The following is a 23,319-nucleotide window of genomic DNA, read 5'->3' as shown; positions in this document are numbered from 1 at the left end:
TAAAATCAACTCAATTCATACACTCAGACGTACTTGAAAATATATTTTTATATCTCTTCATCATTAAATACTTGGTTTTCTTGTTCAGTTACTTTAATAAATGTTGTTCTTTTTGTTAACTCTTTTAAACTTGAAGCGCCTACGTAAGTACATGTAGAACGAAGTCCTCCTAAAATATCACGTATAGTTTTATCAACCGTACCACGAAACAATAATTTTACTGATTTCCCCTCTGCAGCTTTATATCTAGCTACGCCACCAATATAACGATCCATAGCAGATTTAGAACTCATACCATAAAAAATCATATATTGTTTATGGTTTTCTTCGATGATTTGTCCTTCACATTCATCATGTCCCGCCAACATTCCTCCTAACATTACAAAATCTGATCCTCCTCCAAATGCTTTCGCTATATCTCCTGATACAATACAACCTCCATCACTTATAATTTGTCCACCTAATCCATGAGCAGCGTCCGAACATTCAATAATAGCGGACAATTGTGGATATCCTATTGCAGTTTTTACGCGAGTAGTACAAACAGATCCAGAACCAATACCTACTTTAACTATATCAGCACCAGATAAAATTAGTTCTTCTACCATTTCTCCAGTAACTACATTTCCTGCACAAATAATTTTATCTGAAAAATATTCTCTAACTCTCTTTAAAAAAGCAACAAACTGCTCAGTATATCCATTAGCAACATCTATACAAATATATTGCAATTTAGATGATAAAGAAAAAATTTTTTTTAACTTTATAAAATCATTTTCTGACATTCCGGTAGAAACAACGACATATTTTAATAAAGTTTCAGAAATGCTACAAACAAAGTTTTTCCAATGTGTATACGAATAATATTTATGCACTGCAGTCAAAACATGAAAAGATGATAATACTCGAACCATACGAAAAGTTCCTACAGTATCCATATTAGAAGCTATTAAAGGAATCCCTGTCCAAACTTTTCCGGAATTTTTAAATGTAAAATTGCGAGTTAAATCAACTTGAGATCTACTTTTTAATGTCGAACGTTTTGGACGTATAAGAACATCTTTAAATCCTAATTTAACATCTTCTTCAATACGCATAAATTAATTATCTCTAATGTTAAATAAAAAAATGTGTTCTATTTCAAGAAATAGTTTACAATTAATTCTATTGCTACATAATAAAATATACTTATAAATTTCAATTAGATAAATATAATTTTACATTTAAATTTTATGACTTACATTGTAGCGCTTATTGGAGGGATTGGTAGTGGAAAAACTACCATATCTAACTTGTTCGAAAAGATTGGCATAAAAATAATAGATGCTGACATAATTACAAGAAACGTTTTAAAAAATGACAAAAACGTAATTAATGAAATTTTAAATAAATTTGGACCAAAATGTTTAAACATAGATAAGACGATAAATAGGAAATATTTAAAAAATTACATATTTTCTCATAACTTAGAAAAATCATGGTTAGAAAAAATATTGCACCCAATCATAATTAAAAGAATGAAAGAAGATTTAAACATTGTAAAAACTCCATGGTGCTTATGGGTAGTTCCTTTATTAATAGAAATGAAACTTTATAAATACGCAAATAGAATATTATTAATAGACACACCTGTAAGTGAACAAATAAAAAGAATCACAAAAAGAGACAAAATTGACAAAATACAAGCTAAATTAATTATATCTTCTCAAGTAACTCGAGAAGAACGTTTCCTATTTGCTAACGATATTATAAATAATACTAAAACAATAAAAATTTTAAAAATGCATGCAAAAAATTTAAATGAGCATTATTTAAAATTATCAAAAAGTATAATTTAAGAAATAAATAGACTTTTATAAAAACAATTTTCATAAATAAAAAAAATACTACATATTTTAAAAAATCTAATAGTCCAAAATTATTCTAAAATAAAAATTTTTGCGATTTCTTAGTACACTATATGTGATTCCTTAACAATAATTGAGACTATCATAATATACATTGTTAAAAAATTTAATCAAACATTATTTAATATCAAACTTATTTCATAAATCAATAATTTTAATATCTTTAAAAATATTACATATTAAATAATAATAAATCATATCATTTTAAATAAAAAACGCTTTATCAAAAATGACTCTCAAAATTTCAATCTTTTGAATAAAAATTCAGTTTAAATAAAATAGAAACAACTTCATATTTCAAACATTCGATCATAGATTTAAACATAACAAAAGATTCTCTTTTATATTCTTGTTTTGGATTTTTTTGTGCATATCCTCTTAAATGAATACCTTGACGCAAATATTCCATAGAAAACAAATGCTCTTTCCAAAACATATCAAATGTTTCAATCATAATTGACTTTTCTAATTTCCTCATGTTTTCTAATCCAATAGTTTTACTCTTATTTTGATAATACGTATTAAAATATTTTAAAATTTTTGCAGTTAATTCTTGTGCACAAATTGTATTATTACAATTTAACCATTGAGAAATTGGACACAATAAATTGAAATCTTTATATAAACAAGATTCTAATTCAAGCACTTTCCAAGTTTCTTTTAACGAATTCTTTTTTATATACTTGTTAATAAGATTAGTAAAAATGTCATTAAAAATTTTTTTAATAATACTACTAATATCGTTTGCGTCAATAATACAATTTCTCTGACAATAAATAACACGTCTCTGTTCATTCGCAACATCATCATATTCTAATAATTGTTTACGAATTTCAAAATTTCGATTTTCTACTTTCTTTTGAGCATTAGAAATAGCTTTGTTAACAAAAGAATGAGTAATAGCCTCACCATGTTTCATTCCTAGAGTTTTCATGATTCTTATAATACGATCGGAAGAAAAGACTCTAATTAAAGGATCTTCCATCGATAAATAAAATCGAGATGAACCAATGTCACCTTGACGACCGGATCGACCTCTTAATTGATTATCGATGCGTCTAGATTCATGCCTTTCTGTTCCTATTATATGTAATCCACCAGATTTCAAAACAAGATCATGCTCTATTTGCCATTTTTTTTTAAAATTTTCTATTTTACTTTTAGTAAATTTCTTTTTATTAGATAGATTTAATAATAATTTTCCACCTAATACTATGTCAGTACCTCGTCCAGCCATGTTTGTAGCAATAGTAACTGCACCTAATTTCCCAGCTTGAGCAATAATATCAGCTTCTTGAGAATGAAATTTTGCATTTAAAACATTATGTTTAATACCCATTTTATTCAGACGATCAGAAATTAACTCAGATTTTTCGATAGAAACTGTACCTACCAATACTGGTTGACGACGCTTAATACATTTTTGAATATCTTTAATAATCGCATCGAATTTTTCTAACTCCGTCATATACACTAAATCAGGCATATCATTTCGTATCATAGGACAATTGGTTGGTATAACAATTGTGTTTAAATTATAAATAGATTTTAATTCTGAAGCCTCTGTTATCGCAGTACCAGTCATTCCAGATAATTTGTTATATAATCGAAAATAGTTTTGAAAAGTTATTGACGCTAACGTTTGACTTTCACTTCTAATTTTAACATTCTCCTTAGCTTCTATTGCTTGATGTAAACCATCTGACCACCTCTTTCCTTCCATAGTCCGACCAGTGTGTTCATCAACAATAACTATAGTTTTATTTTTAATAATATAGTCTACATTTTTAAAAAATAAGTTGTGAGCACGTAAAGCTGCTATAATATAATGCATGAACATAATATTATCTGATAAATATAACGATTGTTTCATTTTTATGAAATTTTCTTTAATTAACCATTTTTCAATTTCTATTAAACCTCTTTCTGTCAAATGTACTTGACGTTGCTTCTCATCAATATAAAAATGCCCTGTTCCAACAAAATCATCCGAATCTTCCTTTTCTTGTACTTTTAACATAGATACAATTTTATTAACTTTAAAATGTAATTCTGAGTTTTCCTCTAAAGATCCAGAAATTACTAATGGTGTTCTCGCTTCATCTATTAAAATTGAATCTACTTCGTCAATTAATGCGAAATTTAAACCTCTTTGAACTCGATCTTTTGAATCAAAAATCATATTATCTTTCAGATAATCAAATCCATATTCATTATTAGTACCATATGTTATATCAGAATGATATGCTCTCCGTTTATCTTCAGAAGACATTCCCGAAATATTTACACCAACAGTCAATCCAAGAAAATTAAATAATTCTGAATTATTTTCTGCATCACGTTTAGCAAGATAATCATTCATAGTAACAATATGGACACCTTTTCCTTCTATAGCATTTAAATAAGCAGGAAGCGTTGCCATTAAAGTTTTACCTTCACCAGTTCTCATTTCTGCAATACATCGATAATGTAAAACTATTCCTCCCAACAGTTGAACATCAAAATGTCTCATCCCACAAATACGCTTACTTGCTTCTCTTACTATCGCGAATGATTCAGGCAACAAACTATCTAAAGAATACCCATTCTTTAGACAAACTTTGAAAAATTTAGTTTTATTTCGCAGTTCTCGCTCTGACAATTTTTCAAATCTACTTTCTAAACTATTAATTTTTTCTATTATTTTTTGAATTTTTTTCAACATTCGATTATTATGATTACCAAATAATTTACTAAAAAATTTAATTATCATATCTATTTATACTCATATTAAAGTACACCATTGAAGATATTATTTTTTATATAAACAAAGCTAAAAACTATTTTTAAAATACAAAATTTTTTTAAAATTATTGAAATAGTTCAAACGCTTTAAAACGCTTATTAATACATAAAGCTTTTTGGAATTTATTCCATATTGGTAAATAACGATAACGTCCCACACTATTTTTAGAACTGCATGAAATGTTACCTTTAGAATTAACATTTAAAATACTTACATCCAAAGGAGGTACTAAAACTAACGGTTTCGGATTGTTAAATTTTAAATAATTTCGATAAACTCGCATTGCTCCCGAAGATCCATAAAGTTGTGTAGACTCATTATTGTCTCTTCCAACCCAAACAATAACTACTTGTTTTCCATCAATTCCAACAAACCAACTATCAATTAAATTATTCGTCGTTCCTGTTTTACCGGCTATAGAATAACTTTTAAACAATGATCCTAATTGTTTAGCTGTACCATTTCTAACTACAGATTGCATGCCATATAATGTTAAATAAACTACTTGTTCCGGAACCATTTTTGTAAATTTCTGAAAATTATTATATAAAATGTATCCTTCCTTTGTCATTATCGTTTGAATAGAAGACAAATTAGATCGATTTCCCCCACTAGCTATAATTTGAAAAACTTTAGCTACTTCTATTGGAGTTAAATTGATTGATCCTAAAGCAATGGAAGGAATCACAAATACCTGATTGTAACTTAAACCAAACCTTATCCAAGTTTTCACTATTTGTTCTAATCCTACCTGTAAACTTAAATTAACTGTAGGAACATTAATAGAATGAGTTAACGCATCAATTAACATCACTTTTTTAGAAAACTTAAAATTACTATTTCTAGGTTTCCATATAGTTCCATTTTTTAATTGTATTGAGATAGGATTGTCCGCAATCCAAGTATTTAAACCAAACTTTTCTGGATGAGATAACGCAGTTAAGTACGTTATAGGTTTAGATAACGAACCAATCGAACGACGTGCTTGAATAGCACGATTATATCCTAAAACTTTTGGGTTAGAACTACCTAATAAACTTTGAATTTCTCCATTAAACCTATCTATTATAACTACTGCTGTTTCTAAATCTTTAAGTTTTTTTTCTTTCTTCAACAAAGGTATAACGTTTTTTACCGCTTTTTCTGCAGAACTTTGAGAAATTAAATCTAACGTAGTGAAAATTTTTATGCCTGAAAAACGTTTCACCTGATTTCCTAATTTTCTTTTTAACTCACTTTCTACAATTTGAATAAATGCATTTTTTGATAAAAAAACATCACTTCGAGATTGCACTTTTAAAGGTTTTTTAACAAGAAATTGATAAGAATTTTCATTAATAATTCTGCGTTTTAGTAACGCGTAAATAACTATATTACGTCGATTTAGTGCTATTTTAGGATGATTCCAAGGATTGTATAAAGAAGCTCCTTTTACCATACCGACGAGTAAAGCGTATTGATCGAAACTAAGTTCATTTATAGGACGACCAAAATAGTATAAACTAGCTAAAGGAAAACCTCGAATTTGCTTATTTCCATCTTGTCCAAAATATACTTCGTTCAGGTATAATTCTAAAATTCGATCTTTACTATATTTCCAATCCATGATCAATGCCATATATATTTCATTAATTTTTCTCCAAAATGATCGAGCATTGGTCAAAAATAAATTTTTTACTAATTGTTGAGTTAAAGTACTTCCACCTTGAATAGTATAACCAGCACTAATGTTAGCTAACAAAGCACGTACGATAGAATAAATATTTATACCATCATGGTCGTAAAAATATCTATCTTCTATAGTTAATAACATATCAATTAAAATTTTAGGGTAACATTTTCTAGATAAAAAAATACGTTGCTCTCCATTAGAAAATGGCAAAATAGTAATTAATTGAGGATCTAATCGTAATAAACTAAAATTACTATTGTTATTTAAGTTTTTTATTCTTGTTAATGCATTATTATCAAAATATAACTTAACAAAAACTTTATCTTCGTTTCCGTCAGGAAAGTTAAAAGATCGTCTTATTAAAGTTATATTTTTCTTTTCTACAAAAAATTCTCCAGAATTTTTTAGCACAGATACATATCGATATCGCATGCCCTTTAATATAGAAATAATTTCTTTTTTAGTATAATTACATCCAGGTTTTAAAGTTATAATTCGACTGTATATTGATATAGGAAACTTCCACATTCTTTCATTTATAAATAAACTAATTTTGACATACAAAAAAAAACCATACATTAACATAAAAAAAAGAAAAACAGAAAATAACTTAGTTAAAACTACAAAATTAAATTTGAAATTTACTTTCAACATAAACTACAGCCTTTAAACTATACGAAACTTTGCAATTATGAATATTCATGAATATTGATTTAAAGTCATGAAAGAATATTTGAAATTTTTAAAATAACAAAATATATATCTTATAAATAAAAATACGTTTTGAATTAAAAAATGATATATAAACTAATTTTAACATCATTTTTTATATAAAAAAAAAGGACCTACCGCGTAATTTGGTAAATTAAAAAAATTTGGATATTCTACTTTTACTAAGTACAAACCTTCAGGTCTTGCTGTCGGAGATGCTAATTTTCTATTTTTCAATAATAGTAGCTTTTTTATCCAATATTCATTGTATTTAGATACACCTACATCAATTAAACAACTTGCAATATTTCGAACCATATGATGCAAAAAAGAACTAGCTTTAATATCTATAACAACTAATTGACGTACACTAAAAACATTTATAAAAATAATTTTTCGAACAGGAGTGACTGATTGACAATTAACAGAGCGAAAAGAAGTAAAATCATGTTCTCCAATTAAATACTGAGCAGATCGATGCATTTTAAAAATATCTAATTCTTTATAAAAATTACATAATCCTTTGAAAAAAATAGAAGATCGATACTTACAATTATAGATAATATAACGATATCTTCGTGAAAGAGCACTATAGCGTGCATGAAAAACATTTGGAACTTCTTTAATCCATAATATTGAAATGTCTCGAGGCAAATAACGATTAGTTCCAAAAATCCAAGATTTATAACTTCTAATTGAAGAAGTACAAAAATGAATTACCTGTTCAGTACTATGAACACCAGCATCAGTTCGTCCTGCACAATGAACTGTTATTGAATGATTAGCTATTATTGACAAAGCTGTTTCTACTTTTTCTTGAACGTTTGATACAGATTTTTGACGTTGCCAACCGTGATAGTCACTACCTTGATATTCAATTCCTGCAGCAAATTTTGTAAAGTGCATCATAGTACTCATAAAAAACTCTAAATTAAAATTTTCTATACAAAATTATTACTCTCAAATCCACTTTTATTTGGCTAAAATTTAATAAAACGCAATAATATTATTAAAAAGTATGAAATTTACAATAATTTTATATTTTGATATTATCAATGAAAGAAATAATAAAAATTTTAAAAAAATTTTATAATGCAAAATGTTAACATTATTATGAAAACAAAAATTAAACATTCAAAACATATATTCAAATCGAAATACTTGTCATGATTCGTAAAGCTAACATTCTATTTCAGATAAAATGTATTTATAGGAAATATATCATGCAAAAAGAGAAAAATAAAAAAAGATCGTCTTTAAGTATATTATATATAGCAGGAGTACAACCTTACGAAAATAAAAAAAATGAGAAATATATGAATACAAAGCAAATAAATCATTTTAAAAAAATTCTCATTGCTTGGGCAAAACAATTAAAAAATGGAACTTCTAAAAAAGAATTATATATACAAGAAAAAACTACAAACTTTCCAGATCCCATTGATCGCGCAGTACAAGAAGAAGAATTTAGTTTTGCATTACGTCACAGAGATAGAGAAAGAAAATTAATATGTAAAATAGAAGAAACTCTAAAAAAAGTTGAAAAAAATGATTTTGGATATTGCGAATCATGTGGTGTAGAAATTGGAATACGAAGATTAGAAGCCAGACCTACCGCAAATTTATGTATAGATTGCAAAACATTGTCAGAAATCCGAGAAAAGCAAATGCTAGGATAAAAAAATTTATAAAATATCATAGTGAACGGGAGTTTCACCCGTTTCACTTTAGTTATCACGTTAAATATATACTATAATGTTCCAAATTTAATACGAAAACATTCAAAATTATTTTTATTAACTCATTTTTTAAATATAAAACACAAAAATTTTTACATGACTTAGTTTTTAACTATCTAAATTATTTTATTTATAAAAGTTCAAAATAATTTGTACTTGTTTTTAATTTGCATGGTTTATAACCTATCCGAAAACATGCAAATTTCTACAAATTTAAAACGTTCTATGCTATAACAGGATATCTAAAATGTACGTCATTATCTAAATCTTTAAAAATTTTAATTGTTTCAAACAATATCACTTTAAAATTTAAAAAATATAAAATTAGTTCTATAAAAATTATATAAATAATTATTTTAAAAAGTTGTCAAATCAAAAAAATAATTATATAGAAATGGTTTTAATGTAACTAAACTAATATTATTATTTATATAATTTTCTCAATTTCTTTTTCTAATTTATAAATTTAAAAGTGTTGTTGAAATTACAAAATAATGTGATTTATATACTACTTCTAAAAGTACTACTTTTAAATCTTAATAAATAAAAAATAATAAAATACAAACACATTGTTAATTAAAAAAATATTTATTCAAATTTTTACGATATAAAAACGTTTCAAAAATAAGTTTTAATTATTGTATAATATGATATTGTATCCAGCATATTATATATTTAATTAAATAAAAATATTTTTGTTCTACATATGATAATATATTAAATAATAAATCTATCATTAATGAACATTTCGATTCAACATATTTTATATTAGAATTAATGTTAAGCTCAGTTTGTGTATTTAAAAAATTAAGAATGCGTAAAATATATTTAAAATATAAAATTTTTTTAACAATACACTAAAATTAATGCAAACTGAACTATACGTTCTTAAAAAGCTTACCTTTTTTTAAGTGTGGGCTTTTCTTATATATTGCTTCAGGAACATTTAAAATATGAAAATACTTAAATTTGGCGGGACTTCACTTGCAAATGCAACAAAATTTTTAACTGTAGCTAATATTATTGAAAAAAATTTTAAAAAAGAACAAGTAGCTGTTGTACTATCTGCACCAGAAAATGTCACTAATTCTATGATAAAAATAATTGAAAAAATAATTGAAGAACGTGACGTATCGCAAAATATACATTCAGTAAAAAGTATTTTTTTAGATTTAATCTTCGATATATATAAAGCAACTAAAAACTTTTCTTACAAAACAATTAAAAAAATTATTGATGAAAAATTTGAAAATTTAACATCTATTTTTAACGGAATACGTTTTCTAAACCAATGTCCTGATAACGTTCGTGCTAAAATAGTATGTTGTGGAGAGTTATTATCTATAACTATCATGGACGGAATATTAAAATCTATGTCGTACAATGTTACCATTATTGATCCAATAGAAAATCTTGTAGCACAAGGAGACTATTTAGATTCTACTATCGACATTCAAACTTCTAAAAAAAAAATTAGATCAATAAATATACCCAAAAATCATATTATATTAATGGCAGGTTTCATCGCTGGAAATAAGAAAAAAAAATTAGTAGTATTAGGACGCAACGGATCTGATTACTCTGCAGCCATTTTATCTGTATGCCTAAAAGGAAACGTTTGCGAAATCTGGACAGATGTAGATGGAATATATACGTGCGATCCTAAAAAAGTAAAAAACGCTAAACTATTAAAATCTCTTTCATATAAAGAAGCTATGGAATTTTCTTATTTTGGTGCACAAGTATTACATCCTAAAACTATTTTCCCAATTAAAAAATTTAAAATTCCATGCTTAATCAAAAATACCAAAAATCCAAATGCCGTTGGAACTATGATATGTGAGAATTCCCAAAACGTTGAAATACTAGCCAAAGGAATCGCATATTTAAACAATATAACTATGTTTCATGTTTCAGGACCAGGTATGAATAGCATGGTTGCGGTAGCATCTCGAGTGTTATCTTCTATGTCTCTCAAAAAAATAAGAATAACATTAATTACACAATCTTCTTCGGAATTTAACATTAGCTTTTGCACATCTCAAGAGTATGTAAAAAAAATCAAAAATACGTTAGAAAATGAATTTCAACTAGAAATAAAAAATAAGTTATTAATGCCTATAAAAATTATAGAAAATTTATCCATTCTATCTGTAATAGGAACAAGAATTGGTTTTCAAAAAAACGTTTTCTATAAAATATTCTTAGCTCTTAATAATGCCAACATAGATATATTTTCTATTTCTCAAGGATCATCAAAACATTCTATTTCAATAGTTATAAAAGAAAATCTTATAATACCTGCAATTAATGTTGTACATAACTTTTTATTCAATAAAAACCAAATTGTTGAAATTTTTTTAATAGGAGTGGGAGGGGTAGGAAAAACTTTACTAAAACAGTTAAATTCACAACAATATTGGTTAAAAACAAAAAATATAGACTTAAAAGTGTGTGGAATTGCAAATTCAAAAAAAATTTTTCAAGATATGAACGGAATTGATTTGAAAAACTGGAAATATAACGTTTTAAAATCAAATGAACTTTTTAACATAAAAAATTTAACGTGCTTACCTAAAAAAAATGCATTAATAAATCCAATTATAGTCGATTGCACTTCTGACCAAGAAATAGCTAATCAATATCCTAAGCTACTCGATCACGGATATAATATAGTAACATCTAATAAAAAAGCAAATACGTCCAGTTTAAAATATTACCAAGAAATTCGACATTCTGCTTCACGTGCAAACAAAAAATTTTTATACGAAACTAATGTTGGAGCAGGATTACCTGTAATAGAAAATTTAAAAAATTTACTTTATTCTGGAGATAAAATTATACATTTTAGAGGAATTTTATCAGGTTCACTATCCTTTATTTTTGGAAAACTAGAAGAAAACGTATTATTATCTGAAGCAACAAAACAAGCACAAAAACTAGGATTGACTGAACCAAATCCAAAAGATGATCTATCTGGAGTTGATGTAGCGAGAAAACTATTAATATTAGCACGGGAAATTGGATTAAAATTAGAATTAAAAGATATTGAAATTAAACCTATACTACCTGAAAATTTTAATCACATTACACATGCTGAAGATTTTATGATAAAACTTAGGGAACTAGACGAAATATTCGACGATAAAATAAAAAAAGCAAAAAAAATAGGAAAAACTTTGAGATTAGTAGGAATAATAAAAAAAGAAGGACAATGCCAAGTAAAAATTGATGAAATTGATGAACAAGACCCATTATATGCAATAAAAAATGGAGAAAATGCATTAGCTTTTTATAGCAAATATTATCAACCCATTCCGCTAGTATTAAGAGGATACGGGGCGGGAAATGATGTAACTGCTTCCGGAGTATTTTCAGACATATTACGTATATTGTCATAAATACAAGGAGCTTAAATAGTGATAAAATTTTATTCTCCTGCGTCAATTGGAAATGTAGGAGTAGGATTTGATGTGTTGGGTGCTGCAATTGCGCCAATAGATGGATCTTTTTTAGGAGATATTGTTACAATTTCTCCTTCAAAAACCTTTCAATTGATTAATAAAGGTATGTTTTCGAATCAACTACCCATAAAAACTAATAACAATATAGTTTGGAAATGCTGGAAATATTTTTGTTCTCTTCTTAAAAAGAACTTGCCAATTACTATTATTTTAGAAAAAAATCTTCCAATCGGATCAGGACTAGGATCTAGCGCTTGTTCTGTGGTCGCCTCTATTACAGCTATGAATGCACATTTTGAAAATCCCATCAAAAAAACTGAACTATTATTACTTATGGGAAAATTAGAAGGTAAAATATCTGGAAGTATACACTACGACAATGTAGCACCATGCTTCCTAGGTGGATTACAATTAATAATCAATAAAAATAACATAATATGCCAGAAATTACCAATCTTTAAAAACTGGCTATGGATTATAGCTTGGCCTGGAATTAAAATTGCAACATCAGAAGCAAGAACAATGCTACCTATGCAATATAGCAAAGAAATTTGTATTGAACACAGTCGATATTTAGCAGGATTTGTTCACGCTCTATATACAAAACAGCCTAGCTTAGCTTCACAACTTATGAATGATGTCATTGCTGAACCATATCGTATCAAATTGTTACCTAATTTCTTAAAAATAAGAGAAGAAACAAAAAAAATAGGAGCTATAGGATGCGGAATATCAGGATCAGGACCAACTATTTTTGTTATTTCTGATAATTTGAATACTGCAAAAAAAATAAAAACATGGCTTAATAAGAACTATTTACAAACTAAAAAAGGATTTATTCATATTTGCAAAATAGATACTTTAGGAACTCGTCAAATAGGATAGTGAATGAAACTCTATAATTTAAAAAATAAAAACGAAGAAACTAGCTTTTCAGAAGCTGTAAAGCTTGGATTAGGACAACAACAAGGGTTATTTTTTCCAAAAGAACTACCAGAAATTTCAAAAAACACACTTTCTGAACTATTAGAAATGGACTTTATAAAAAGAAGTAGTAAACTACTTTCTATGATCATAGGAGATGAAATTGAAGATTTTGAATTACATTCACAAGTTAATAAAGCATTTTCTTGTACTACTCCGGTTCTTGTCCCAATTCAAGAAAATATAGCATGTCTTGAACTTTTTCATGGTCCTACACTCGCTTTTAAAGATTTCGGAGCGAGGTTTATGGCACAAGTTATTGATTTTTTAAATCGTGATAAAAACGAAATTATAACAATTTTAACAGCAACTTCTGGAGATACAGGCGCTGCAGTTGCTCATGCATTTTACAAAATGAAAAACGTCCGAGTTATCATTCTTTATCCTAAAGGGAAAATTAGCGAATTACAAGAAAAATTATTCTGTACATTGGGCGAAAATATAACAACAATTTCAATAAACGGTAGCTTTGATGAATGTCAAAACTTAGTTAAACAAGCTTTCCAAGATAACGATCTCAAAAAAACAATAGGATTAAACTCTGCTAACTCTATAAATATTAGTAGATTATTAGCACAAATTTGTTACTATTTTGAAGCTTACTCTCTACTTACTGAAAAACAAAAGAAAAATCTAGTCATTTCTATTCCTTGCGGAAATTTTGGAAACATTACTGCAGGGCTATTAGCGCAATCTTTAGGACTTCCTATAAAAACATTTATAGCTTCTACTAATTCTAATGACACAATCCCAAGGTTTCTAAAAACAGGAAAATGGTCACCACATGATACAATATCAACATTGTCTAATGCCATGGACATTAGTCAACCAAATAATTGGCCAAGAGTGAAAGAATTATTTAAACGAAAATTTTGGTCTTTAAAGAAACTAAAAAGTGGTAGCGTTTCTGACCTGTTAACGAAAGAGAGTCTAAAAGATCTACAGCAACAAGGTTACATTTCAGAACCTCACGCAGCAGTAGCTTACCATTTACTAAGAAAAAAATTAAAGAATGATGAATTTGGATTGTTTCTAGGAACTGCACATCCTTCTAAATTTAAAAACACTGTAGAAGAAATTTTAAATATAAATTTATCCTTACCCTTAGAATTATCTAAAAGAACAAAACTTCCAATATTATCGTACAATATTTATCCGATCTTTTCTAAATTAAGAAAATTTCTTTTAAAAAAATAAAATTCTATTTGTATATAGAGAAAAATATCTCTATATACAGACGCATTATTTATAAGTTCTATTAAATTTTTTAAAAAATAATATTAAAAATTACATTTTAAAAGTAAAATGAAATTTTTATATTTTATATAAAACATTAATAATGTCTCCATCATTAATGTAATAATTCTTACCTTCCATACGAACTTTTCCAAACTTTTTAGTATTTTTTTCTCCACCAAACTTTACAAAATCAACATATGAAATAACTTGAGCACGAATGAAACCTACACTTAAGTCTGTATGAATACATTTTACTGACTCTTTAATAGTAACATCGCTTTTTGTTGTCCACGCATGTACTTCTTTTTCTCCAACAGTGAAAAAAGATTTTAATCTTAATAATTTATATCCAAAAATAGCAATAGAATTCAATCCAAACGCAACAAAATTTAATTCTTTATAATTTAAATTTTCTTTTTCTTGTTCATAAGTATCATTACCAAATTCAGAATCCACGCAAACTAATGAAACAAACGATTTTTCTTTTTTCGATAAATCTAAAACTTTTTTAATACAAACATTATTTTTAACATTAATACTTGTATTAACAACATACATAATTGGTTTTAATGTGATAAACTTTAAATGCTCAATAACTTTTATTTCTTCTAAAGTTAAATTAGAAAATTTCAAAAACTTATTCGATTTTAAACAAGTTAAACAATAATTTAATATTTTAATTTCTCTATCTATATTTTTTTTAAACAATACATAATTTTTCTGCTTCAACTTTTGTATTCTATTTTTACAAACATCAAAATCTGATAATATTAGTTCTAAATTTATTATTTCAATATCTTCAACAGGATTTACTCGACCGTAAACATGAGAAATCTTGTCATCTTTAAAACCGCGAACAACATGAATGATTAAATCTGTTTCCTTGATATGATTTAAAAATTTATTACCTAACCCTTCCCCTTGACATGCTCCCTTTACTAAACCAGCAATATCTACTAATTCAATATATGTTGGAATAATGCAATCAGAATTAACTATATTTGAAAGCGTTTTCAGACGATCATCAGAAACTAAAGTAATTCCAAAATTAGGTTTAATAGTACAAAACGGAAAATTTTCTGCAGATATGTTTAAATTTGTTAATTTATTAAAGATAGTTGATTTTCCAACATTAGGTAATCCTACCAAACCACACTTAAAGCCCATAACAGTACTCACCTTAAAGTAACAAAAATTTCAGAATTTCAATTCCTTACTCGATAATACGTCAATTACATTAAAATTTTTCAAAAAATCTTGTGCTGTTAAAGTATGTTTTTCTTGTATTAAAATATTGGTAGCATGTACTGCACGATGGATAGACTTTTCAATTAAATTTTTTTCGTTTAATGTTGGTGGGGACAAAACAAAATTTGATATTTCAAAAATTTCCTTAGGACGACCAATTCCAATTTGAATTCTCAAAAAATTATTTTTTTTTGTTAAAACATCAATAATATTTCTAACTCCATTATGACCGTTATGTCCATGGCCAAATTTAAATCGTACTAATCCAGGTTCTAAATCCAATTCATCATGAGCAACTAAAAGTTCATCTGATCTAATATGATAAAAATTAGAAATAATCATAATTGATCTACTACAAACGTTCATAAAAACGTTAGGTATAAATAAAAGTACTTTAGAATTAGATTGAAACAGCGATCCTGTATATCCTAAGAATCTCTTGTCTTCTTTTAAAACTTTTTTGTAAAAACTAGCTAAACGTTGAACAAACCAAGATCCTACGTTATGTCTAGTATGATGATATTTTATAAATGGATTAGCTAGACCAACAATTAACTTAATATTTCTAAAACACATTTTGTGTTATACCATAAAATTATTAGTATATAAAAGTACGCGCAAAACGTGCTTTTATATATCTGATTAATACAGCTCAAAAAATTTATATAAAAACCTATCTTAATGCAGAATAAAATATTTCTAAAAAAAATTAAACTAATTACAATTAAACCTTTTACTAACTGCATCCCAGTTGACTACATTCCAGAACGAACGCACATAATCTATACGTCTATTTTGATATTTTAAATAATAAGCATGTTCCCAAACATCCAAGCAAAGAAGAGGAATTCCTGACATTCCAGATATTTCTTTTCCCATTAGCGGACTATTTTGATTAATGGTAGAAGCTACAAATAGTTTTGAGTGATCTTGAATCAACCATATCCAACCAGAACCAAAATGTTTTATAGCTACTGCTTCAAACTCTTTTTTAAATTTTTCAAAAGACCCAAAATTATGTTCGATCGAAGTTTTAAGTGCTCCCTTTAAAACAGTATTAAGTTTCAAGATAGACCAAAAAAAACTATGATTCGCATGCCCACCTGCATTATTTTGTAATTCTATTTTCTTTTCAATATTTACATCTGATAAATTAGAAATTAGATCCTCAATAGAAATATTTTTTAAATCGCTGTGCAGTAACAAAGCATTCGTGTTATCTATATATGCTTGATGATGTTTGGTATGATGAATTTTCATAGTCATTGCATCAAAGTACGGTTCTAAACTGTCATATGAATAATTAAGTGATGGCAAAGTATAATTCATTTATATGTATCCTAATGTTTTATTAATATAAAAATATATACTAAAAATTTATAAAATTGTTCTAAAAATAAATTACAATTTTATATCAAAACTATTTTCTAAAAAACGTAACAAATTTTTAAGAATTTTTTATAAAAATTTTTAAAAATATTATACAATAAATAAAAAAATTAAACATACTTAAATAACAAACGAGAATCTAATGTGTAAAATTGAAAAACATTATTTCTTAAGAAAACGTTTTCGAACGTTTTACCCTGTAGTTATAGACATTGAAACTTCTGGAATTGATTCAAATACCAATGCACTTTTAGAAATCGCTGTTATTACGTTAAAGATGAACTCATTAGGTTTACTAGAGCAAGAAAATCTTTTACATTGTCATATAAAACCATTTTTAGGATCAATAATTGATCCTAATGCTATTGCATTTAATAAAATTGATCCATTTAATCCATTACGCGGTGCTATTAGTGAATATGAAGCATTGAACTCCATCTTACGTCTAATTAACACAGGAATTCAAAAACAAAAATGCAGTAAGAGTATTATTGTAGCTCATAATGCAATATTTGATTACAACTTTCTAATGGCTGCTATTAAACGCAACAAAATTAAAAATAATCCATTTCATCCATTTGTAATTTTTGATACAGCTACATTAAGCGGACTAGCTGTAGGACAAACCGTATTAGCACGAGCATGCAAAGAAATTGGACTGAAATTTGATAATAATCAAGCGCATTCAGCTTTATATGATACACGAAAAACAGCTAATCTTTTTTGCAAAATAGTAAACTATTGGAAAAAATTGGGTGGATGGCCACCCAATAATAAAAAATAAATGATAAACATTTTAAAAGAGTGAAATACATATCAATTATTATGAGTATACTTTTTTATTAAAAAAATTGCACAATATATACCTAATAAAATATAATAAACGTAAAACACATAAATATTTTAAACAACATTTGTATTATTTTTTGAAGCTTTTGAAACTATTTTTTTTAACTCTCCATTTTCAAATAATTCTAAAATAATGTTACAACCTCCTATAAGATTTCCATTTATCCATAATTGCGGAAATGTAGGCCAATCAGCGTATTTTGGTAATTCTGAACGAATGTCAGGATACTGAAGAATGTCTACATAAGCAAATTTTTGACCACATGAAGATAAAGCTTGAACAGCTTGAGCAGAAAAACCACAACTTGGAGATTCAGGAGATCCTTTCATATAAATTATAATTGGATTTTTTTTAATTTGATCTTTAATTTTTTTTATAGTATTCATTGTTAATTTTCCATTAATTTTGAAGAAATTAAAATTTTAAACGTATTCATTTAATTTTTACAATATTAGAATTATTTATTAGACTTATTTCTAGATTAAATTTTTATTTTATTATACAATAAAAGTGGGGCTGTTTTTGGACTTGACAAAATTATTGAAAACTAAAGTGCATGCCGAGGTACGGTTTGCCTCGTTAAAAACCGTAAAATATAGTAGCAAAACAACACAACTATGCTTTAGCAGCTTAATAACCTGTATTAAAGCCCTCTTTTTATTTTTCTCTTGAAATAAAATATATAGAGGTCATAAAAGAGATCGCAAATTTTATTTTTGCTTATAAATTAAGTTTGTTAAAATATAATAAGCATACATCTATTACGAGTCTATACGTTTATAGAAATTTAAATTCCCAAAATAGACTAAGCATGTAGCGCTAAAGTGGTAAAAATTTTGGACGCGGGTTCGAATCCCGCCAGCTCCATAAAAATATATAGATATTTAAATTTAATGTAAAAAATATTAATGTTAATCAGAAAAAATTGATTAAATTATGCATAAAAATAAAAAATATAATATTTAAATAAATAAATTTTTAGGCATTACTTCTTCAACCAATTTAATTTAGAACTTAGGATTTTAAAATAATTATAATCTTTCGGATGTATTAAACGTAAAAGATCATTACTCTTTTTAATAAAAATTAAATCATGTTTATCAACTGATAAAATTATCTGGCTATCACAACTAACTTTTAATTCTGATATAGTCTCCATACATCTCAAACAAATTGTACTAGTACTATCAATAACTAAAGGACGTGATGACAAAGTATGAGGAAACATAGGAACTAGTACAATTGCTTCTAAAGAAGTTGCTAAAATTGGCCCTCCAGCTGAAAGTGAATACCCAGTAGATCCCGTAGGAGTAGAAATAATTAAACCATCTGAACGCTGAGAAAAAGAAAAATTATTATTAATATATACTTCAAAATTAATCATGTGTGCTACATGAGCAGAATGTAGTACAACTTCGTTAATAGCTTTACTTATTTTATACGATTGATTGCTTTTAACTATTTTTACTTCTAATAAAAATCGATTTTCTTGAACATATTCCCCAGATAAAACACGTGATAATTGTTCTAACGCAGTATCAGGATTCAAGTCAGTTAAGAAACCTAAATTTCCTCTATTAATTCCAATAATTTTAATCTTGTAAGAAGATAAAACACGAGCTGCATACAACATATTTCCATCTCCTCCAACTACTATTACCAAATCACATCTTTTCCCAATATTAGACAACGAATCCGTATTCATATATTTCAAATTTAACTTGTTAGATATTTTATCTTCAATAATAACTTGATACTTTTTTTCCAACCAACTATAAAGAATTCTATGTGTAGATAACGCACTAGAATGACGAGGATAGCCAACTATTCCAATACAATGAAAATGTTGTTTCACAAAATTAGTTCCTTTATAATACATAATAAAATTGTTTTAAAATTATACTATTAAAAAGTAATATTGTTGGTCTTCAAATTAAATAAACACAAAATTTCAAAAATGAAAAGAGAAAGTCTTATGAATAATAAAATAAAAAAATCAGATATTTTAAAAAATAATCCCAAAGATATTACAAAAAGTAATGAAAAAATAGATATAAATGAAAAAACCGAAGATTACATCAGTAAAATTAATAAATTGAATCAAATCAAATCTGATATAAAAAAAAATATTCTTGAAATCAAACTGAGAGAACAAGCCGAAATCGAAAATATTAAAAAAAGCGCTATAAAAGAAATACAAAATATAAAAGATAAAAAGTTAGAAAGCTTTTTAAAGAATTTAATACCAATATTAGATAATTTAATTAGTATAAATAATACTACATCACATTTAAAAAAAGAAAATAACAAAATCACTGAAGGAATTTCGCTAACATTGAAATTATTGTTAAATACAATTAAAAAATTTGGATTAATCTTAGAAAATAAAACAAAAATAAAATTTGATCCATTATTACATCAAATTGAACATGATAAAAAATTAAATAGTTCTAATACCTATTATGTTTCTTCAATAATCAAGAATGGGTATATCTATAAAGAGAAAGTTTTACAAAAAGCCATAGTTAAAATTACAAACGAATTATTATAAATAAAACTTTGTATTAAAAAATAACAAAAAATATGAAAATATTATATTAAGAAGAAAAAATTACAAAAACCAATTAATTTCGGATTTATTCTCTTTTTTTAATAAATTGTTTGCTTTTGAAAAATGCCGGCATCCAAAAAATCCTTTATAAGATGATAATGGTGATGGATGCGACGCTAATAAAACATGATTCCAAAAAATATTTCGAGCCTTTTTTTTTGCATGTGAACCCCACAACAAAAACACAATCCCCCTATGATATTCATCAATAATTCTTATTACTGCATCAGTAAAATTTTCCCACCCTAATTTTTTATGAGATCCTGGTTTACCTGACTCCACTGTTAAAATAGAGTTTAACAAAAAAACTCCCTGACGCGACCAACTTTCTAGACAACCATGTTTAAACGAAAAATTAATACCTATATCATTAATTAATTCTTTCTGTATATTAACTAAAGAAGGTGGAATTTTTACATGATTTCGAACTGAAAACGCTAATCCATGAGCTTGGCCTTCCTTAAAATATGGATCTTGACCGATAATAACTACTTTGATATCTAAAAACTTTGTCAACGAAAAAGCTTTAAACACTTCACCTTTTGGTGGATAAATTATTTTGTTTTTTCTCATTTCGGATATCGTTTTAACAATATTAACAAAATATTTTTTTTTTTCTTGTTTTAATACATGTTTCCAATCTATAATATAGTTACTCATTTTGCATCTACTTTATTTCAATAAAATTTTACATGATAATATCATGCTTATATTTGAAAATACATATTGTATAAAATAAATAAAAAAATAATTTTAAAAATAAATAAAAAATTAAATTTAAATATATTAAATTCATGAAGAAAAGGACAAATGCAATGTTAGTAACTTGTAAAGCTCCTGATTTTACTGCACCAGCTATATTCCACGACAACAAAATTATTAATGATTTTAACTTAAAAAATTACATCAAAAATAAAACTGCTGTATTGTTTTTTTGGCCTATGGATTTTACATTTGTTTGTCCATCAGAAGTTATAGCATTTGACAAATTTTTACCAGAATTTTCAAAAAGAAAAACAGAAATAATAGGAGTATCTATTGATTCAATATATGTTCATCATGCATGGCGTCAAACCAGTCCTAAAGAAGGAGGTATAGGATTAATAAAATATACAATTGTTTCTGATATAAAAAGAGAAATACAAAAATTGTATAACGTTGAGCATCCAAAGCTAGGGGTTGCTCTAAGAGCGTCGTTCTTAATTGACAAAAAAGGAATAGTTCGCCACCAAATAATTAATGATCTACCATTTGGAAGAAACATTTCCGATATCATAAGAATGATAGATGCACTAAATTTTTACGAAACACATGGAGACGTATGTCCAGCTAATTGGAACATAGGTAAAGATGGGATGAAAGCAACCACAAACGGAGTTAAAGAATACTTAAAAAAAACATATACTTCATAGTTAAGCACTAAATTTCCAATATTTAATACTTCTAACATTTAAACCAGCAGAAAATAAATTTATTGCTGGTTTTCGTTTTCCTAAAATTAATTTAATACAATTAAATATTAAAATTTTAAATAAAATTATCGTCATCAAAATCATCATAATCATTACTATCACTAATATCATCCAGTCGATTATAATTTTCAGTATCGTTGTTGTTTAAATTTACGTCTTCATTATTTATATATTGATTATGTATATGGTCACTATCTAAAGTATGAGATCCTATGTTTGAAGAATCAACATTATGTACTGCATCCATAACTTCTTCTTCAGGTTTTTTATTTTGAAAAAGATTCATCAATGCGTTTGCCATAACAACACCACCAGCTACTCCTGCGGCAGTTTGCAACGCTCCACCAAGAAAACTACTTGAATTATTATTCATAACTCCTGTCGGAGACATAGTATTAGAACGTGTATATAAAGAAGGCGAGCCAACATTAGAATCTTTAGGAAAATTACAAGACGTTCCTAAAGCAGGTTCCGAAGAATTTTTAGGTTTTTTACTTCCAAACAAATTAGACAAAAAGCTACCAGATGTACCTTTTGAATTGTTATCATTTTTTAATTTGTCATTTTCCAATGAAGATAATTTTTCATTTAATTTCTTTATTGCTGTCTCTTGAATTAAAAGTGTTTGTGCCATATAGTAAGGAGTGTTAGGATATTTTTCTAATAACTCTTTTATTAGATTTTCAGCTATGTTATCTCGATCACCTGATTTAATTTCAGTTTTATGCAACCTAGAAAACAAATCTTCTATTAATTTTTTTTCGTCATTATTCATAATTAACCTCGTGTACTAACACAATAAAAAATAGCATTTAAATCAAATTTAAAAAGCATAAAATTTTTTTAGTAAATGAAATCAGTTTAATAAAATTAATTATAGACTTAATAATAAAGTTAAATTGTTAATGTTAACTTCGCTAACGAATAAAAGAATACATCATACAATTTTTGAAAACAATAGTTTTATCAGTTAAATTTCAAATTTAGACAAGATGTAAATAAAATTTTAAAAATAATAAATTTTTTTTACTAACTTAAAAATAATGTTAATTAAAATATCTTATCGTTAATATTAAAAATATAACTATTTTTTTAAAATTTATAAAACATTACTTATGATTTTTTCATCATTGTCACATTTTTATCTCTAAAAACGCTTAAATAAAACTAGTACAGTATACCACACTCTCAAAACATATTGTTACTCGTAGAATAACATTTTAAGTTCTAGAATTTTTATTATAATAT

The 23,319-nt window shown here is 26.3% G+C and carries 20 protein-coding genes and 1 other RNA gene; 9 read left to right on the top strand and 12 right to left on the bottom strand.

What is annotated here, in order from left to right:
* Positions 1–47: 47 nt before the first annotated feature.
* The gene (locus XW81_RS00960; protein WP_075474055.1) at positions 48–1,097 is read right to left on the bottom strand and encodes a GMP reductase; all 1,050 of its coding nucleotides are present in this window, start codon (positions 1,095–1,097) and stop codon (positions 48–50) included.
* Between the two features lie 135 nt (positions 1,098–1,232).
* Here XW81_RS00960 and coaE point away from each other — a divergent pair, with 135 nt between their 5' ends.
* On the top strand, positions 1,233–1,838 hold the full coding sequence (gene coaE, locus XW81_RS00955; protein WP_075474053.1) for a dephospho-CoA kinase: 606 nt from the start codon (positions 1,233–1,235) through the stop codon (positions 1,836–1,838).
* A gap of 313 nt (positions 1,839–2,151) precedes the next feature.
* Here the strand turns inward: coaE and secA are convergent, their stop codons facing one another.
* From secA to truA, 3 genes are all read right to left on the bottom strand, one after another.
* Complete coding sequence (gene secA, locus XW81_RS00950; RefSeq protein WP_075474052.1) at positions 2,152–4,659, bottom strand: preprotein translocase subunit SecA; 2,508 nt, start codon at positions 4,657–4,659, stop codon at positions 2,152–2,154.
* Between the two features lie 97 nt (positions 4,660–4,756).
* Positions 4,757–7,018 carry a penicillin-binding protein 1B gene (gene mrcB / locus XW81_RS00945; RefSeq protein WP_075474050.1) on the bottom strand — a complete coding sequence of 754 codons (2,262 nt, stop codon included), beginning with the start codon at positions 7,016–7,018 and terminating at the stop codon, positions 4,757–4,759.
* A 165-nt stretch (positions 7,019–7,183) separates the two neighbouring features.
* Entirely contained in the window at positions 7,184–7,984 is an 801-nt protein-coding gene (gene truA, locus XW81_RS00940) for a tRNA pseudouridine(38-40) synthase TruA (protein WP_075474425.1), read from the bottom strand.
* Between the two features lie 314 nt (positions 7,985–8,298).
* Between truA and dksA the strand changes: the two genes are divergently transcribed.
* The 4 genes from dksA to thrC all read left to right on the top strand — a co-directional run bounded on the left by dksA (position 8,299) and on the right by thrC (position 14,459).
* Positions 8,299–8,754, top strand: a complete 456-nt coding sequence (gene dksA, locus XW81_RS00935) for an RNA polymerase-binding protein DksA (RefSeq protein ID WP_075474047.1) — start codon at positions 8,299–8,301, stop codon at positions 8,752–8,754.
* 1,013 nt (positions 8,755–9,767) lie between these two features.
* On the top strand, positions 9,768–12,215 hold the full coding sequence (thrA, locus tag XW81_RS00930) for a bifunctional aspartate kinase/homoserine dehydrogenase I (protein WP_075474045.1): 2,448 nt from the start codon (positions 9,768–9,770) through the stop codon (positions 12,213–12,215).
* 18 nt (positions 12,216–12,233) lie between these two features.
* Positions 12,234–13,163: a homoserine kinase gene (gene thrB, locus XW81_RS00925; protein WP_075474043.1), complete on the top strand. Its 930-nt coding sequence runs from the start codon at positions 12,234–12,236 to the stop codon at positions 13,161–13,163.
* Between the two features lie 3 nt (positions 13,164–13,166).
* On the top strand, positions 13,167–14,459 hold the full coding sequence (gene thrC / locus XW81_RS00920; RefSeq protein WP_075474040.1) for a threonine synthase: 1,293 nt from the start codon (positions 13,167–13,169) through the stop codon (positions 14,457–14,459).
* A gap of 117 nt (positions 14,460–14,576) precedes the next feature.
* Here the strand turns inward: thrC and ychF are convergent, their stop codons facing one another.
* The 3 genes from ychF to XW81_RS00905 form a co-directional block, all read right to left on the bottom strand.
* Positions 14,577–15,668 carry a redox-regulated ATPase YchF gene (gene ychF, locus XW81_RS00915; protein ID WP_075474038.1) on the bottom strand — a complete coding sequence of 364 codons (1,092 nt, stop codon included), beginning with the start codon at positions 15,666–15,668 and terminating at the stop codon, positions 14,577–14,579.
* A 30-nt stretch (positions 15,669–15,698) separates the two neighbouring features.
* Positions 15,699–16,325 carry an aminoacyl-tRNA hydrolase gene (gene pth, locus XW81_RS00910; protein ID WP_075474036.1) on the bottom strand — a complete coding sequence of 209 codons (627 nt, stop codon included), beginning with the start codon at positions 16,323–16,325 and terminating at the stop codon, positions 15,699–15,701.
* 138 nt (positions 16,326–16,463) lie between these two features.
* A complete protein-coding gene (locus tag XW81_RS00905) occupies positions 16,464–17,078 on the bottom strand; it encodes a Fe-Mn family superoxide dismutase (RefSeq protein ID WP_075474033.1) in 615 nt (204 codons plus the stop codon).
* Positions 17,079–17,280: 202 nt separating this feature from the next.
* Here XW81_RS00905 and rnt point away from each other — a divergent pair, with 202 nt between their 5' ends.
* Positions 17,281–17,922 carry a ribonuclease T gene (gene rnt / locus XW81_RS00900; RefSeq protein WP_075474031.1) on the top strand — a complete coding sequence of 214 codons (642 nt, stop codon included), beginning with the start codon at positions 17,281–17,283 and terminating at the stop codon, positions 17,920–17,922.
* Between the two features lie 119 nt (positions 17,923–18,041).
* Here rnt and grxD read toward each other — a convergent pair whose 3' ends face one another.
* Positions 18,042–18,374, bottom strand: coding sequence for a Grx4 family monothiol glutaredoxin (gene grxD, locus XW81_RS00895; RefSeq protein WP_075474030.1), 333 nt, complete (start codon positions 18,372–18,374; stop codon positions 18,042–18,044).
* 126 nt (positions 18,375–18,500) lie between these two features.
* On the opposite strand from grxD, the gene ssrA reads away from it, so the two are divergent.
* Positions 18,501–18,858, top strand: a transfer-messenger RNA (tmRNA) gene (ssrA, locus tag XW81_RS00890).
* 115 nt (positions 18,859–18,973) lie between these two features.
* Here ssrA and nadK read toward each other — a convergent pair.
* On the bottom strand, positions 18,974–19,843 hold the full coding sequence (nadK, locus tag XW81_RS00885; protein WP_075474028.1) for an NAD(+) kinase: 870 nt from the start codon (positions 19,841–19,843) through the stop codon (positions 18,974–18,976).
* Between the two features lie 120 nt (positions 19,844–19,963).
* On the opposite strand from nadK, the gene grpE reads away from it, so the two are divergent.
* Positions 19,964–20,539: a nucleotide exchange factor GrpE gene (grpE, locus tag XW81_RS00880; protein ID WP_075474026.1), complete on the top strand. Its 576-nt coding sequence runs from the start codon at positions 19,964–19,966 to the stop codon at positions 20,537–20,539.
* 60 nt (positions 20,540–20,599) lie between these two features.
* On the opposite strand, the gene ung is transcribed toward grpE, so the two are convergent.
* Positions 20,600–21,259 (bottom strand): uracil-DNA glycosylase, encoded by a 660-nt coding sequence (gene ung / locus XW81_RS00875; RefSeq protein WP_075474024.1) that lies wholly within the window; start codon positions 21,257–21,259, stop codon positions 20,600–20,602.
* A 155-nt stretch (positions 21,260–21,414) separates the two neighbouring features.
* Between ung and XW81_RS00870 the strand changes: the two genes are divergently transcribed.
* Complete coding sequence (locus XW81_RS00870) at positions 21,415–22,011, top strand: peroxiredoxin (RefSeq protein WP_075474021.1); 597 nt, start codon at positions 21,415–21,417, stop codon at positions 22,009–22,011.
* Here the strand turns inward: XW81_RS00870 and XW81_RS02935 are convergent, their stop codons facing one another.
* A complete protein-coding gene (locus XW81_RS02935) occupies positions 22,012–22,146 on the bottom strand; it encodes a hypothetical protein (protein ID WP_267471147.1) in 135 nt (44 codons plus the stop codon).
* On the bottom strand, positions 22,127–22,846 hold the full coding sequence (locus XW81_RS00865) for a DUF2076 domain-containing protein (RefSeq protein ID WP_075474019.1): 720 nt from the start codon (positions 22,844–22,846) through the stop codon (positions 22,127–22,129). Before XW81_RS00865 ends, XW81_RS02935 begins: the two co-directional genes overlap by 20 nt.
* Positions 22,847–23,319 lie beyond the last annotated feature (473 nt).

This window comes from Buchnera aphidicola (Schlechtendalia chinensis), from assembly GCF_001648115.1.
Taxonomy (GTDB): Bacteria; Pseudomonadota; Gammaproteobacteria; order Enterobacterales; family Enterobacteriaceae; genus Buchnera_B; species Buchnera_B aphidicola_N.
Note: the sequence above shows the minus strand (reverse complement) of the source record. Positions and strands in the feature narration are given on the sequence as shown.